Origin of the sequence: Candidatus Symbiopectobacterium endolongispinus (genome assembly GCF_018777385.1) — a bacterium.
GTDB lineage: Bacteria > Pseudomonadota > Gammaproteobacteria > Enterobacterales > Enterobacteriaceae > Symbiopectobacterium > Symbiopectobacterium endolongispinus.
On the sequence record NZ_JAFJYB010000002.1, the window covers coordinates 465,004 to 478,223 of the forward strand.

Below are 13,220 nucleotides of genomic sequence, written 5' to 3' on the forward strand. Positions count from 1 at the left end.
CGAAACCAGAGGGTTTCGGCCTTTTTTAGTAACTGGCGGCGCGACGTTAGTCTTCCAGATCGCCGCAGAAACGGTAGCCTTCACCATGAATGGTGGCGATGATTTCCGGCGTATCGGCTGTAGATTCGAAATGCTTACGAATGCGGCGAATCGTCACGTCCACGGTGCGGTCGTGCGGTTTCAGCTCGCGGCCGGTCATTTTCTTCAACAGTTCAGCACGGGTCTGAATCTTGCCAGGGTTTTCGCAGAAGTGCAGCATCGCGCGGAACTCGCTGCGCGGCAGTTTGTACTGCTCACCCGCTGGGCTAATCAGCGAACGGCTGTTGATGTCCAGTTCCCAACCATTAAAACGGTAGCTTTCTACCAGACGACGCTCTTCGCTCACACCGCCCAAATTCATGGTACGAGACAGCAAATTACGTGCACGGATAGTCAACTCACGTGGGTTAAACGGTTTGGTGATGTAATCATCAGCACCGATTTCCAGGCCGAGGATCTTATCCACCTCGTTATCGCGCCCAGTCAGGAACATCAGCGCGACGCTAGCCTGTTCACGCAGTTCGCGTGCCAACAGCAGGCCATTTTTGCCGGGCAGATTGATGTCCATGATCACCAGATTGATATCATGTTCGAACAGGATATGGTGCATCTCAGCGCCTTCAGTGGCTTCGTGAACGACATATCCTTCAGCCTCAAAGATGCTCTTGAGGGTGTTGCGAGTTACCAACTCGTCTTCGACAATAAGAATGTGTGGGGTCTGCATGTTTGCTACCTAAAATTGCCAACTAATTATAGAATTCGGAAGTACAGAAGTCGCCATCGGTTTTTTCGTGCCCGCACGCCTGGTGCGAGATTATAGGGTTCTTACCGGAGCTTGAGGCGCAAAAAACACGCTCACTCTCGCAATGTAGACTAAAGTACGCAAATACGTTCCTGGTGCATGCCTGACTTCACCCGATGCGGCACGTTGCTACAGCAACGACATCTCCGCGTATCGGTTGCCTGACGCTGACAAAATTCCGCGTGAATCAGTTGCGCGGGCAGCGCCAGTGCTTTCTACGTGATAACCGGCGATATCAGATGATAATCAGGCTAACTCAACTACGCCTAAAGTGGTTCATAGTTTAACCTTATTAACAGCAACATAACAGTAAGCGCCGATTTTGATCGCTCACAAATCTAAGGTTCCGTTGACATATATCAAATTTCATTGTAGCACGTTAACTATTTTGTGAAAAATACTTATAAGATTGCCAGCTTAAGTCACAATCTGCCTGATTTGGATACGATTCAGCAGCGCAAGCGACCGCAACGAACACGGAACGCCATCTCGCGATGGTCATTATATAATGCATTGATATTAAAGCATATGTAATGAATTTTTTGGTTTTTATCCCTTTTTAAGCCTGACCCGCATTTTTTACCGTAAGGTGACGCTCGAATGTTTCATTTATGTTAAATTAAACGACGGCGTGGGGGACGGCGCATACCGGGTATCGCACGTTCGTCAGCCATTTTCTCTTCTTTGGAGGTTTTGTGCAGTTTTTTATTGTGCTGGTCGAGCCAGTTCGTCCAGAGAACGTGGGGGCGGCGGCCATGGCCATGAAAACCATGGGATTTCATTCACTGCGTATTGTTGACAGTCAGGCGCACCTTGAGCCAGGTGCGTGGCGCACGGGGCCGGTGATATTCTGGATAATGTGACCTGCTACCCTACGCTTTCTGACGTGTTGGCCGATGTGGATTTTACCGTCGCGACGACAGCGCGCTCGCGAGCCAGGTTTCACTATTACTGCACGCCGACAGAGTTGCTTGGGTTGATGCAGGAGAAACAGCAGTGGGTCGGTTCGGCAGCGCTGGTGTTTGGTCGTGAAGATTCTGGCCTCACCAACGACGAGTTGGCGCTGGCGGATATATTGACGGGTGTGCCGATGCAGGCAGACTACCCGTCACTGAATTTAGGGCAGGCCGTCATGGTCTATTGTTACCAGTTGGCGCAACTGATGCAGGTGCAGGCAGAGACTGCCGAAGCCGCTCAAGCCGGGCAGTTGGTGGCGCTGCGTCATCGGCTGGAAAAGCTGTTGGTGACGTTGCAGGTAGACGATGACGAGAAACTGCGAGATTGGCTACTGCAACGCATCGGGTTGTTACAGCAGCGGGATACCGCCATGCTGCATACGCTGCTGCACGATATTGAGAAGGCACTGAAGTGAGATGAGAAAAAGAAATCCATTGACTTCATGTCGCGATTGCCTTAACTAATAGAGGATAGAAACCGATTTGTTGATCGAGAGTCCTTTACGCATGCGTCAAATCAGCCTGACCACCACCATTACTACCAGTAACGGTGCGGGCTGACGCGTAGAAAAGAATCTGAAAGAGCCCGCACCTAAACAGTGCGGGCTCTTTTTTTACGGCGAAGAGCAGGTTCCGCCGACCCTGGCCGCCAGCGGCGGCAGCCAAAAGCGCACGGCGTGTTTTGGTAACTGAAACTCAGGAGAAGAGATAAAAATGCGAGTGTTAAAATTTGGCGGGACTTCCGTGGCGAATGCGGCGCGTTTTGCGCGCGTTGCCGATATCATCGAGAGCAATGCGCGTCAGGGACAGGTTGCCACCGTGCTGTCTGCCCCGGCGAAAATCACCAACCACCTGGTGGCTATGATTGATAAAACCGTTGCGGGCCAAGATATTCTGCCGCATATCAATGATGCCGAAACTATCTTTTCTTCTCTGCTAAAAGGGCTGGCAGAATCCCAGCCGGGTTTCCAGTATGAGCGCTTGTCCACGCTGGTACAACAAGAACTGGGCCAGTTGAAACAGGTTCTGCACGGCATTTCACTGTTGGGGCAATGTCCGGACAGCGTCAACGCCAGCATTATCTGCCGTGGCGAGAAACTCTCTATTGCTATCATGGAAGCGGTATTTCAGGACCGTGGTTATAAGGTCTCGGTTATCGACCCGGTAAAACGCCTGCTGGCACAGGGGCATTATCTGGAATCTACCGTGGATATCGCGGAATCCACGCGCCGTATCGCCGAGCAAGGCGTTCCTTACGATCACGTGATTCTGATGGCGGGATTCACGGCGGGTAATGATAAAGGTGAACTGGTGGTACTTGGCCGCAACGGCTCTGATTATTCTGCCGCCGTGTTGGCCGCCTGTTTACGCGCTGACTGTTGTGAAATCTGGACTGACGTGGACGGTGTCTACACCTGCGACCCGCGTCAGGTGCCTGATGCGAGACTGCTGAAGTCGATGTCGTATCAGGAAGCGATGGAGCTCTCCTACTTCGGTGCCAAAGTACTTCACCCCCGTACCATCGCTCCCATCGCCCAGTTCCAAATTCCCTGCCTGATTAAAAATACCGAAAATCCCCAAGCGCCCGGCACTCTGATTGGTTTAGACAGCACCGATACCCAATATCCGGTAAAAGGCATCACCAACCTGAACAATATGGCGATGTTTAACGTCTCCGGCCCCGGCATGAAAGGCATGGTGGGGATGGCCGCGCGCGTGTTTGCGGCGATGTCCCGTGCTGGCATCTCGGTGGTGCTGATCACGCAGTCCTCTTCCGAGTACAGCATCAGCTTCTGCGTGTCGCAAAGCGAACTGGCGCGTTCCAAGAAAACGCTGGAAGATGAATTCTATCTGGAACTGAAAGACAGTGTGCTAGAGCCGTTGGATATCACCGAACGTCTGGCGATCATTTCCGTGGTGGGCGACGGTATGCGCACGCTGCGCGGCCTTTCTGCACGCCTGTTCTCCGCATTGGCAAGTGCCAATATCAACATCATCGCGATTGCGCAGGGTTCCTCTGAGCGCTCCATCTCTGTGGTGGTGGATAACGACGTGGCGGTGACTGGCGTGCGTGTGGCGCACCAGATGCTGTTTAATACCGATCAGGTGATCGATGTGTTCGTTATCGGCGTAGGTGGCGTAGGCGGTGCCTTGCTGGAACAGATTCACCGCCAGCAACCGTGGCTGAAGCAGAAACATATCGATCTGCGCGTCTGTGGTATTGCCAACCCCAAAGCCTTGCTGACCAATATTAACGGCATTGCGCTGGATTCATGGCGTGAAGCGCTGAATGAGGCACGCGAACCCTTTAATCTGGGTCGTCTGATTCGTCTGGTGATAGAGTATCATCTGCTTAACCCGGTTATCGTGGACTGTACCTCTAATCAGGCGGTGGCCGATCAGTATGCTGACTTCCTGGCCGATGGCTTCCATGTCGTCACGCCAAACAAAAAGGCTAACACCGGTTCCATGAGCTATTACCAGCAACTGCGCAGCGCTGCCGGTAAATCACGCCGTAAGTTCCTGTATGACACCAACGTTGGCTCCGGGCTTCCGGTGATTGAAAACCTGCAAAACCTGTTGAATGCCGGGGATTAGTTGCTGCGTTTCACCGGTATTCTCTCGGGGTCGCTCTCCTTTATCTTCGGTAAGCTGGATGAAGGGATGAGCTTGTCGCAGGCGACGTTGCAGGCGAAAGCCAATGGTTACACCGAACCCGATCCGCGTGACGATCTGTCCGGCATGGATGTGGCGCGCAAGCTGTTGATTCTGGCGCGTGAAGCGGGCTATAAGCTGGAGCTGGCCGATATCGACGTAGAGTCGGTGCTGCCGCCGTCCTTTGATGCTTCAGGCGATGTCGAAACCTTTATGGCACGTTTACCAGAACTGGATGCGCAATTCAGTGAAAAAGTGGCGCAAGCGCGGGAAGCAGTAAAGTGTTGCGTTATGTCGGCGTGATTGAAGAAGGGCGCTGCAAAGTGCAAATTAGCGCAGTGGGCGGTAACGATCCGCTGTTCAAAGTAAAAGACGGTGAGAATGCGCTGGCGTTCTATAGCCAGTATTATCAGCCATTGCCGCTGGTGCTGCGCGGTTATGGCGCAGGTAATCAGGTAATGATGTGACGGCGGCCGGTGTGTTTGCCGATCTGTTGCGCACGCTGTCATGGAAGTCAGGAGTATAATGATGGTTAAAATTTATGCGCCAGCGTCGATCGGCAACGTCAGCGTTGGGTTTGATGTACTTGGCGCGGCGGTTACGCCTGTTGATGGCTCACTGTTGGGCGATTGCGTGACCGTAACGGCTGCTGAGAGCTTCAGCTTACGTAATGAAGGCCGTTTTGTCGGCAAACTGCCGAGTGAACCGAAAGAGAATATTGTCTACCAGTGTTGGGAGCGGTTTTGTCAGGAAGTAGGGAAAACCATTCCTGTCGCTATGACGCTGGAAAAGAACATGCCGTTCGGCTCGGGTCTGGGGCCCAGTGCTTGTTCCGTGGTTGCCGGTCTAATGGCGATGAACGAATTTTGTGGCAAACCGCTGGATGATACGCGTTTGCTGGCGCTGATGGGTGAACTGGAAGGGCGTATTTCTGGCAGCGTGCACTACGATAATGTTGCGCCGTGCTTCCTGGGCGGTATTCAACTGATGATCGAGCAAAATGGCATCATCAGTCAGCCAGTGCCTGCGTTTGACGATTGGCTGTGGGTCATGGCCTATCCGGGGATCAAAGTGTCAACTGCGGGGGCGCGTGCCATTCTGCCCGCGCAGTATCGCCGCCAGGATTGCATCAGCCATGGCCGTTATCTGGCGGGCTTTATTCACGCTTGCCACACCCGCCAGCCTACGCTGGCGGCTGCGTTGATGCAGGATGTGATCGCCGAGCCGTACCGTACGCGCCTGCTGCCTGGGTTTGCCGAGGCGCGTCAGGCGGCAAAAGATATAGGTGCGCTGGCGTGCGGTATCTCCGGTTCTGGGCCGACGCTGTTTTCCGTATGCGACGATATGGAAAAGGCGCAGCGTCTGGCCAGCTGGCTGCAAGATAATTATTTGCAGAACGATGAAGGGTTTGTTCATATTTGCCGTCTGGACACGACAGGCGTACGTCAATTAAGATAAGGCATGAAACTTTACAACTTAAAAGATCACAACGAGCAGGTCAGCTTCGCGCAGGCGATCAAATAGGGACTTGGACGCCAGCAAGGGCTGTTCTTCCCGCTGGAATTGCCTGAGTTCAGTTCGACGGAAATCGATGACCTGCTGGAACTGGATCTGGTTACGCGCAGCAGTCGCATTCTTTCTGCCTATCTGGGGGATGAGATTGCGCCGGAAACCGTTTATCAACGTGTGAAAGCGGCATTTACCTTCCCGGCTCCGGTTGCCACGGTCTCTGAAGACATTGCTTCTCTGGAGCTGTTCCACGGCCCGACGCTGGCGTTTAAGGATTTTGGCGGGCGCTTTATGGCGCAAATGCTGGCACAGATCTCCAACGGAGAAAAAGTCACCATTTTGACGGCAACCTCCAGTGATACCGGGGCGGCGGTCGCGCACGCGTTTTAAGGTCTGGAGAACGTGCGTGTGGTGATTCTGTACCCACGCGGCAAAATCAGCCCGTTGCAGGAGAAGCTGTTCTGTACGCTGGGGGGCAACATACATACCATCGCGATCGACAGCGATTTCGATGCGTGCCAGGCGCTGGTGAAGCAGGCGTTTGACGATGAAGAATTGAAACAGGCTATTGGCTTGAACTCAGCCAACCCCATCAATATCAGCCGCTTGCTGGCACAAATCTGCTATTACTTTGAAGCCGTGTCGCAGTTGCCTGCCGCCGCGCGTCAGCAACTGGTGGTGTCGGTGCCGAGTGGCAACTTCGGTGATTTGACCGCCGGTCTGTTAGCAAAATCCCTCGGCTTACCGATCAAGCGCTTTATCGCTGCCACCAATGCCAATGACACCGTGCCACGTTATCTCAGCAACGGCGAATGGGCGCCTAACCCGACAGTAGCAACGCTGTCTAACGCCATGGATGTCAGCCAGCCGAACAACTGGCCGCGCGTCGAGGAACTGTTCCGTCGTAAAAACTGGGCGCTGCCAACGCTGGGATTTGGTGCGGTGAGTGATGACGTGACCAAAGCGACCATGCATGAACTGGAAGCGCTGGGCTATACCTCTGAACCCCATGCGGCGATTGCTTATCGTCTGCTGCGCGACCAACTTCAGCCGGGCGAGTTCGGCTTGTTCCTGGGGACGGCGCATCCGGCGAAATTCAAAGAGGGCGTAGAAGCCATTCTGGGTAAAACCCTGGATCTGCCGGAAGCGCTGGCGCAGCGTGCGGATCTGGAATTGCTCTCGCACAACTTTGCACCCGATTTCGCGCAACTGCGTCAGTTCCTGATGGCGTTGCCGGAATAACCCCTGTTGTTATAAGCGTTGTTGTTATAACCGTCGATGTTCATCGTTCACCGCGCGTGGCGCTTAAAGACAAGCTCGTTCTGGGTCGCACCATATTCCGCAAAGAAGTAACCTTCCATATTGAAATCTCGCAGCTGCTCAACCTGCGTCAGCCGGTTTTTGATAATAAAACGGCTCATCAAACCGCGCGCCTTTTTGGCGTAGAAGCTGATCACCTTGAACTTGCCGTTTTTCTCATCCAGAAACACCGGTTTTATCAGCGTAGCGTTGAGCTTTTTGACATTGACGGATTTGAAGTATTCATCTGACGCCAGGTTGACGAGAATATCATCCCCCTGCGCCTGTAGCGCCTGATTGAGGTGCTGCGTGATGGTATCACCCCAGAAGTGATAAAGATCTTTGCCAGCTTTGTTCTCCAGTCGCGTGCCCATTTCCAGACGATAGGGTTGCATCAGATCCAGCGGACGTAGTACGCCATACAGCCCGGATAACATGCGCAGATGCTGCTGGGCAAAATCGAAATCCGCCTCGCTGAAATCTTCTGCGGCAAGTCCGGTATACACGTCGCCTTTGAAGGCCAACAGGGCCTGGCGTGCATTGTCGGGGGTAAAATGGGGCTGCCATTCGCTAAAACGTCCCGCGTTGAGATCCGCCAGTTTGTCACTGATGCCCATCAACGAGGCGATCTGTGCCGGTGTGAGCCGTTTACACTGGGCGATCAGTTCGCTGGCGTGGTCCAGCAACGCGGGTTGCGTGTAACGCTCGGTGGCTAACTGGCTGGTGTAATCCAGCGTTTTCGCTGGCGAAATGGTGATCAACATGGCATGTCTCCCCTGTTTTTGTTGCAAGTACTGTAGCAAAAAAACACGGAAAAAATGGGCGATGGCTGCAACAGGAAAAGGCTGTCTTGCGCGGTGGGCGGTGCGTGTTATTATCGAAACATAAGTAATATAAGTGCGAAACACAAGACGACGTCCATATACCCACAACGAGATATGCCAACATGACGGATAAACTGACTTCCTTACGCCAATTGACCACGGTCGTGGCTGATACCGGTGATATCGCCGCGATGAAGCTCTACAAACCGCAGGATGCTACCACCAACCCTTCCCTGATTCTGAACGCGGCGCAAATTCCTGAATACCGCTCTTTGATTGAAGACGCGGTGAAATGGGCGCGTGAGCAGAGCAGCAAACGGGAACAGCAGCTTGTCGATGCCACGGACAAACTGGCCGTCAATATTGGTCTGGAAATCCTGAAACTGATCCCTGGACGTATTTCCACGGAAGTGGATGCACGCCTCTCTTATGACACTGAAGCGAGCGTTGCCAAAGCTAAACATCTGATTAAGCTCTATAACGATGCGGGCATCAGTAACGATCGCATCCTGATTAAGCTGGCTTCAACCTGGCAGGGCATTCGTGCCGCCGAGCAGTTGGAAAAAGAAGGCATCAACTGTAACCTGACACTGCTGTTCTCTTTTGCACAAGCGCGTGCCTGTGCGGAAGCCGGTGTCTTCCTGATCTCTCCGTTTGTGGGCCGTATTCTGGATTGGTACAAAGCCAACACGGATAAGAAAGAGTATGCGCCGCAGGAAGATCCTGGCGTTATCTCCGTTACTGAAATCTATGAGTACTACAAAGCGCACGGTTACGAGACCGTGGTGATGGGTGCCAGCTTCCGTAACAGCGGCGAAATTCTAGAGCTGGCGGGCTGCGATCGCCTGACCATTGCGCCAGCATTGCTGAAAGAATTGTCGGAATCCACCGGCGATGTGCCGCGCAAACTGGCTTATAGCGGTGAGATCAAAGCGTGTCCGGCGAAAATGACTGAAGCCGAGTTCTACTGGCAGCACAATCAGGACCAGATGGCCGTTGATAAACTGGCAGACGGTATCCGCAAGTTTGCTATCGATCAGGGCAAACTGGAAAAAATGATTGAAGGTCTGCTGTAATTAACGCAGAAGGCCGGGTTTTCTCCGGGGGCGCCTTTCCCCTTCGTCATCCTCGGCGAAAGCCAGGGATCTCTGCCAGAAGAAACGCGTGTAATCTGTAGGAGATTCCTGCCTGCGTGGGAATGACGGTGAGCTTAGGTCAGTTTGGCAGTAACCTCAAGAGCCGGGTTTCCCCGGCCTTTTTGTTGTTACCGTTTGGTCCGGCTATAGCGCAACGCGGTTACGCTCACGTTTCGCCAGATAGAGTTTCTCATCGGCACGCTTCATCGTGATATTCCACCAAACCGATACTGACGGAGAGCTTCATCTTCTGGCCCGAAGACGAGGCGCTGGTGGCGTTGCTCACAGCTACTCTAGCCCGTTCAGCGACCCAGTAAGCGTCATCCAGCGCGATATTGGGCAGAACGATAGCGAATTCATCGCCGCCCAAACGGCCGAAGATTTCCTCTTTGCGAAACGAGTTTTTCAAGATAGCTGCTACGGTTTTTAATGCGTCATCGCCGCCGTCGTGGCCCAAGGTATCGTTCACGTTTTTAAAGTGATCGATATCGATCAGGATGACACAGGTGGGGCGCCGGGTCACATTGGTGATTTGCAGCACCTTGTTGGCCGCATGGTAAAAGGCATCGCGACGCAGGTAGCCCGTCAAATCGTCGTAGCGGGCGGTGGCGGGCAACCACATCAGGTATTTTTTTGCAAACAGCGAGAGCACGCTGCCCAGCATGGCAGCGAGTAACGCCATAAATGCGGCAATGAGTAGAGACGAGAACGATCTTACGGTCTTATAGAGCGTCGGTTCACTCAATACACCGGTTGTGCGTATGATAACGCCGTGCAGTTCGTCCAGCGGTGACATCAGCGGAAAAATGGTGGTGTAGGTTCATTTGCCCGCATATTGTCCCATCGCGGGCAGCTTGTCTTTGCACAAGCGCAGGATGGTCATGTCATTGAAGGTCAAATCCAATTGTGACAGGTGGGTGATGCATTCCGACTGTGTGTCGCGTGTGTTGAAGCCCAACGTTCTGACGCGCACCTGGGTAAAATCGCCGGTCAAAAAACGAATGTCGCTGTCTTTGACTTCACCGCCAGTGTTATAGGATTGATAAATATTAATAATACTATCAAGGTTATGTCGCTGAGTATCCCATTCAGCCTGACAATCGTGATAGATGACAAACAGGGCGGCATAAAAACCCGCTTATTTCACATTATTGCTGATAACCTAGTGCCTTAAACGATGTGCTGCTCTCATGCATGAAAAAGATTGTTAAAATCATATTTTAACTGACAGAGATGTTGTTATGAATGAATTGCTAATTGGCCTGTTATCCATCTCCGACCGCGCTTCAAGCGGCATATATCAGGATAAAGGCATCCCTGCATTACAGGAGTGGCTTGCTGCTGCGCTGACGACGCCCTTTGACGTGGAATCCCGTCTGATTCCCGATGAGCAGCCGTTAATTGAACAGGCTTTGTGTGAGTTAGTAGATGAGCGTCAGTGTCATCTGGTGCTGACAACCGGAGGTACGGGACCGGCACGGCGGGATGTCACGCCGGATGCCACGCTGGCGGTGGCCGATCGAGAAATGCCGGGTTTCGGCGAACAGATGCGCCAGATCAGCTTGCGCTTTGTGCCTACGGCGATTTTATCGCGTCAGGTGGGGGTTATTCGTAAACAGGCATTAATCCTGAACCTGCCTGGTCAACCCAAATCCATCAAAGAGACGCTGGAAGGGCTAAAAGACGATGCTGGAAATGTGGTGGTGCCAGGGATTTTTGCCAGTGTACCGTATTGTATACAGTTGTTGGAAGGACCTTATATCGAAAACGATCCGCAAGTGGTAGCAGCATTTCGCCCCAAGAGTGCGATCCGCGCCACAAAAAGCTAAAATTGGGACGTTTTAAACATAAGCTACAGCTTCTCTGGAGTGTAAAAATTTAGCCGTTATAGTAATCTTAGATTTACGAAAAGACGGTAAATTATTTTTCTCTCACTCTGGCCTTATTCGGTAACTTATGAACGGTGATAACGCTCCATCACAATCATTTTCATCACAACAATCGTCAGCACAGCCCTTGCCACACAAACAGCGCCAACTGAACGGACAGGATTACAAAACGCTCTCCCTGGCAGCGTTGGGTGGCGCGTTGGAGTTTTACGATTTCATCATTTTCGTATTTTTCGCTGCGGTGATTGGCGAGCTGTTCTTCCCGCCTGATATTCCTGAGTGGCTGCGCCAGTTGCAAACCTTTGGCATCTTTGCCGCAGGCTATCTGGCCCGCCCGTTGGGGGGCATCATCATGGCCCACTTTGGCGATCTGGTTGGACGTAAAAAAATGTTCAGCCTGAGCATCTTCCTGATGGCGGTGCCTACGCTAGCCATGGGAATGTTGCCGACCTATGAAAGTATGGGGATTGCTGCGCCAGTATTGCTGCTGTTGATGCGTATTTTACAAGGTGCTGCGATTGGTTGTGAAGTGCCTGGAGCCTGGGTGTTTGTCTCTGAGCATGTGCCACGTTCTCGCATTGGGCTGGCGTGTGGCATTCTGACGGTGGGGCTGACGCTCGGTATTCTGCTTGGTTCTGCGATTGCGACACTACTCAATAGCACATTAACGCCGCAGCAGATTGTCGGCGGCGGCTGGCGTATTCCGTTCTTCCTCGGCGGTATCTTTGGTTTCTTTGCCATGTATTTGCGTCGCTGGTTGCAAGAGACACCGGTGTTTATGGAGATGCAGGCTCACAAACGTCTGGCGGACGAATTGCCGCTTAAAGCGGTGGTGATGAAACATAAAACGGCGGTTGTGGTGTCGATGCTGCTGACCTGGCTGCTCTCGGCCTGCATCGTGGTGGTGATCCTTATGGCTCCGACCTATTTGCAAAAAGCGCATGGCATCCCCGCTTCGATGGCGTTGCAGGCCAACTGTCTGGCAACCATCACCCTGATGATAGGCTGTGTGACCGTCGGGATGATCGTCGATCGCATCGGAGCCGGTAAGACGTTTATTTTCGGCAGCATCCTGCTGGCAGCGGGCTGCGCTTTCTTCTATCTGGTGGCAGCGCGCGATCCTTCGTTGCTGTTCTTAGGGTATGCGGTTGCGGGATTATGCGTTGGCGTAGTCGGTGCTGTGCCTTATGTGATGGTGCAAGCGTTCCCGCCAGAAGTGCGCTTCTCGGGCATCTCTTTCTCTTACAACGTCTCTTACGCGATTTTCGGTGGTCTGACGCCGATAAGCGTCACATTGATGATGCAGATAACACCTATCGCACCAGCTGTTTATGTGCTGGCACTGTCTGGGCTTGGCTTGCTGCTGGGGCTTTATCTTTATCAGACACAGTCGCGCCGCCGCGTGGCGCTTACCGAGTCGGCGCAGAGCCTGTAGTTCCGTGCATGCTCTGTCGCAATAAAAAGCCCGGCGCATGCGCCGGGCTTTTTATTGCGGGTAACGCGAGGCGATTAGTGTGCCGCGCCGCGTGCACCAATCGGCAGTACCGTACGGCCAAACTGCGCGTTCAGCACTTCTGCCATTGCCATATAAATGGCGCTGGCGCCACAAATAATGCCTTCATAGCCCGCAATGGTCAGCAGGCCGTGGTTACCGGTGAAGTTACCGATAGCCAACAGGACAAACAGCAGCGTCAGGCTGGCAAATACGAACTGCAACGCACGGTTTACGCACAGCGTGCCAAAGAACATAAACAGGGTGAAAACGCCCCACAGGCCAAGAAATACCCCGAGGAACTGTGCGTCACTGGCTTCTGCCAGGCCCATTTTCGGCAGCATCAGAATGCCGACCAGCGTCAGCCAGAATGCGCCGTAAGAGGTGAATGCGGTCGCGCCAAAGGTGTTGCCTTTCTTGTATTCCAACAGCCCTGCGATGATCTGGGCGATGCCGCCGTAGAAAATCCCCATGCTGAGAATATGAGAATAGAAGAAAGTGGGAAAAAGCCTGCGTTATGCAGGTTAAGAAGAATGGTGGTCATCCCGAAGCCCATCAGTCCTAACGGACTGGGATTCGCCAGCGAGTTCGTTTGCATAAATCCTCAGAATACAATAGT

At 53.0% G+C, this 13,220-nt stretch carries 8 protein-coding genes, 4 pseudogenes and 1 other annotated feature; of the genes and pseudogenes, 7 read left to right on the forward strand and 5 right to left on the reverse strand.

Annotated features, from left to right (window positions below):
• Window positions 1-46 precede the first annotated feature (46 nt).
• Window positions 47-763 carry a two-component system response regulator ArcA gene (gene arcA / locus JZM30_RS09025; RefSeq protein WP_252318400.1) on the reverse strand — a complete coding sequence of 239 codons (717 nt, stop codon included), beginning with the start codon at window positions 761-763 and terminating at the stop codon, window positions 47-49.
• Between the two features lie 773 nt (window positions 764-1,536).
• Here arcA and JZM30_RS09030 point away from each other — a divergent pair.
• The 4 genes and pseudogenes from JZM30_RS09030 to thrC all read left to right on the forward strand — a co-directional run bounded on the left by JZM30_RS09030 (window position 1,537) and on the right by thrC (window position 7,203).
• Window positions 1,537-2,213, forward strand: a pseudogene (locus JZM30_RS09030) (tRNA/rRNA methyltransferase).
• A 98-nt stretch (window positions 2,214-2,311) separates the two neighbouring features.
• Window positions 2,312-2,413: a sequence feature (Thr leader region), on the forward strand.
• Between the two features lie 98 nt (window positions 2,414-2,511).
• A pseudogene (thrA, locus tag JZM30_RS09035) lies at window positions 2,512-4,978 on the forward strand (bifunctional aspartate kinase/homoserine dehydrogenase I).
• A gap of 2 nt (window positions 4,979-4,980) precedes the next feature.
• Window positions 4,981-5,910 (forward strand): homoserine kinase, encoded by a 930-nt coding sequence (thrB, locus tag JZM30_RS09040; RefSeq protein ID WP_252318803.1) that lies wholly within the window; start codon window positions 4,981-4,983, stop codon window positions 5,908-5,910.
• A gap of 3 nt (window positions 5,911-5,913) precedes the next feature.
• Window positions 5,914-7,203, forward strand: a pseudogene (gene thrC, locus JZM30_RS09045) (threonine synthase).
• Between the two features lie 47 nt (window positions 7,204-7,250).
• Here the strand turns inward: thrC and yaaA are convergent.
• The gene (gene yaaA, locus JZM30_RS09050; RefSeq protein WP_252318401.1) at window positions 7,251-8,024 is read right to left on the reverse strand and encodes a peroxide stress protein YaaA; all 774 of its coding nucleotides are present in this window, start codon (window positions 8,022-8,024) and stop codon (window positions 7,251-7,253) included.
• 182 nt (window positions 8,025-8,206) lie between these two features.
• Between yaaA and tal the strand changes: the two genes are divergently transcribed.
• On the forward strand, window positions 8,207-9,160 hold the full coding sequence (tal, locus tag JZM30_RS09055) for a transaldolase (RefSeq protein WP_252318402.1): 954 nt from the start codon (window positions 8,207-8,209) through the stop codon (window positions 9,158-9,160).
• Window positions 9,161-9,410: 250 nt separating this feature from the next.
• Here the strand turns inward: tal and JZM30_RS09060 are convergent, their stop codons facing one another.
• Together JZM30_RS09060 and JZM30_RS09065 are read right to left on the reverse strand one after the other, a co-directional pair.
• Window positions 9,411-10,016, reverse strand: coding sequence for a GGDEF domain-containing protein (locus tag JZM30_RS09060; RefSeq protein ID WP_252318403.1), 606 nt, complete (start codon window positions 10,014-10,016; stop codon window positions 9,411-9,413).
• Window positions 10,017-10,040: 24 nt separating this feature from the next.
• On the reverse strand, window positions 10,041-10,214 hold the full coding sequence (locus tag JZM30_RS09065; protein WP_252318404.1) for a hypothetical protein: 174 nt from the start codon (window positions 10,212-10,214) through the stop codon (window positions 10,041-10,043).
• 247 nt (window positions 10,215-10,461) lie between these two features.
• Between JZM30_RS09065 and mog the strand changes: the two genes are divergently transcribed.
• Window positions 10,462-11,049 carry a molybdopterin adenylyltransferase gene (mog, locus tag JZM30_RS09070; protein WP_252318405.1) on the forward strand — a complete coding sequence of 196 codons (588 nt, stop codon included), beginning with the start codon at window positions 10,462-10,464 and terminating at the stop codon, window positions 11,047-11,049.
• A 127-nt stretch (window positions 11,050-11,176) separates the two neighbouring features.
• Window positions 11,177-12,544, forward strand: a complete 1,368-nt coding sequence (locus JZM30_RS09075) for an MFS transporter (protein WP_252318406.1) — start codon at window positions 11,177-11,179, stop codon at window positions 12,542-12,544.
• A gap of 74 nt (window positions 12,545-12,618) precedes the next feature.
• Here JZM30_RS09075 and satP read toward each other — a convergent pair.
• Window positions 12,619-13,199: pseudogene (gene satP, locus JZM30_RS09080) on the reverse strand (acetate uptake transporter).
• Window positions 13,200-13,220: the final 21 nt, after the last annotated feature.

Bases quoted from the DNA above. Each gene is read 5' to 3' on its own strand.
- arcA (WP_252318400.1), bottom strand. From the start codon at position 763: ATGCAGACCCCACACATTCTTATTGTCGAAGACGAGTTGGTAACTCGC.
- thrB (WP_252318803.1), top strand. From the start codon at position 4,981: ATGGTTAAAATTTATGCGCCAGCGTCGATCGGCAACGTCAGCGTTGGG.
- yaaA (WP_252318401.1), bottom strand. From the start codon at position 8,024: ATGTTGATCACCATTTCGCCAGCGAAAACGCTGGATTACACCAGCCAG.
- tal (WP_252318402.1), top strand. From the start codon at position 8,207: ATGACGGATAAACTGACTTCCTTACGCCAATTGACCACGGTCGTGGCT.
- JZM30_RS09060 (WP_252318403.1), bottom strand. From the start codon at position 10,016: ATGTCACCGCTGGACGAACTGCACGGCGTTATCATACGCACAACCGGT.
- mog (WP_252318405.1), top strand. From the start codon at position 10,462: ATGAATGAATTGCTAATTGGCCTGTTATCCATCTCCGACCGCGCTTCA.
- JZM30_RS09075 (WP_252318406.1), top strand. From the start codon at position 11,177: ATGAACGGTGATAACGCTCCATCACAATCATTTTCATCACAACAATCG.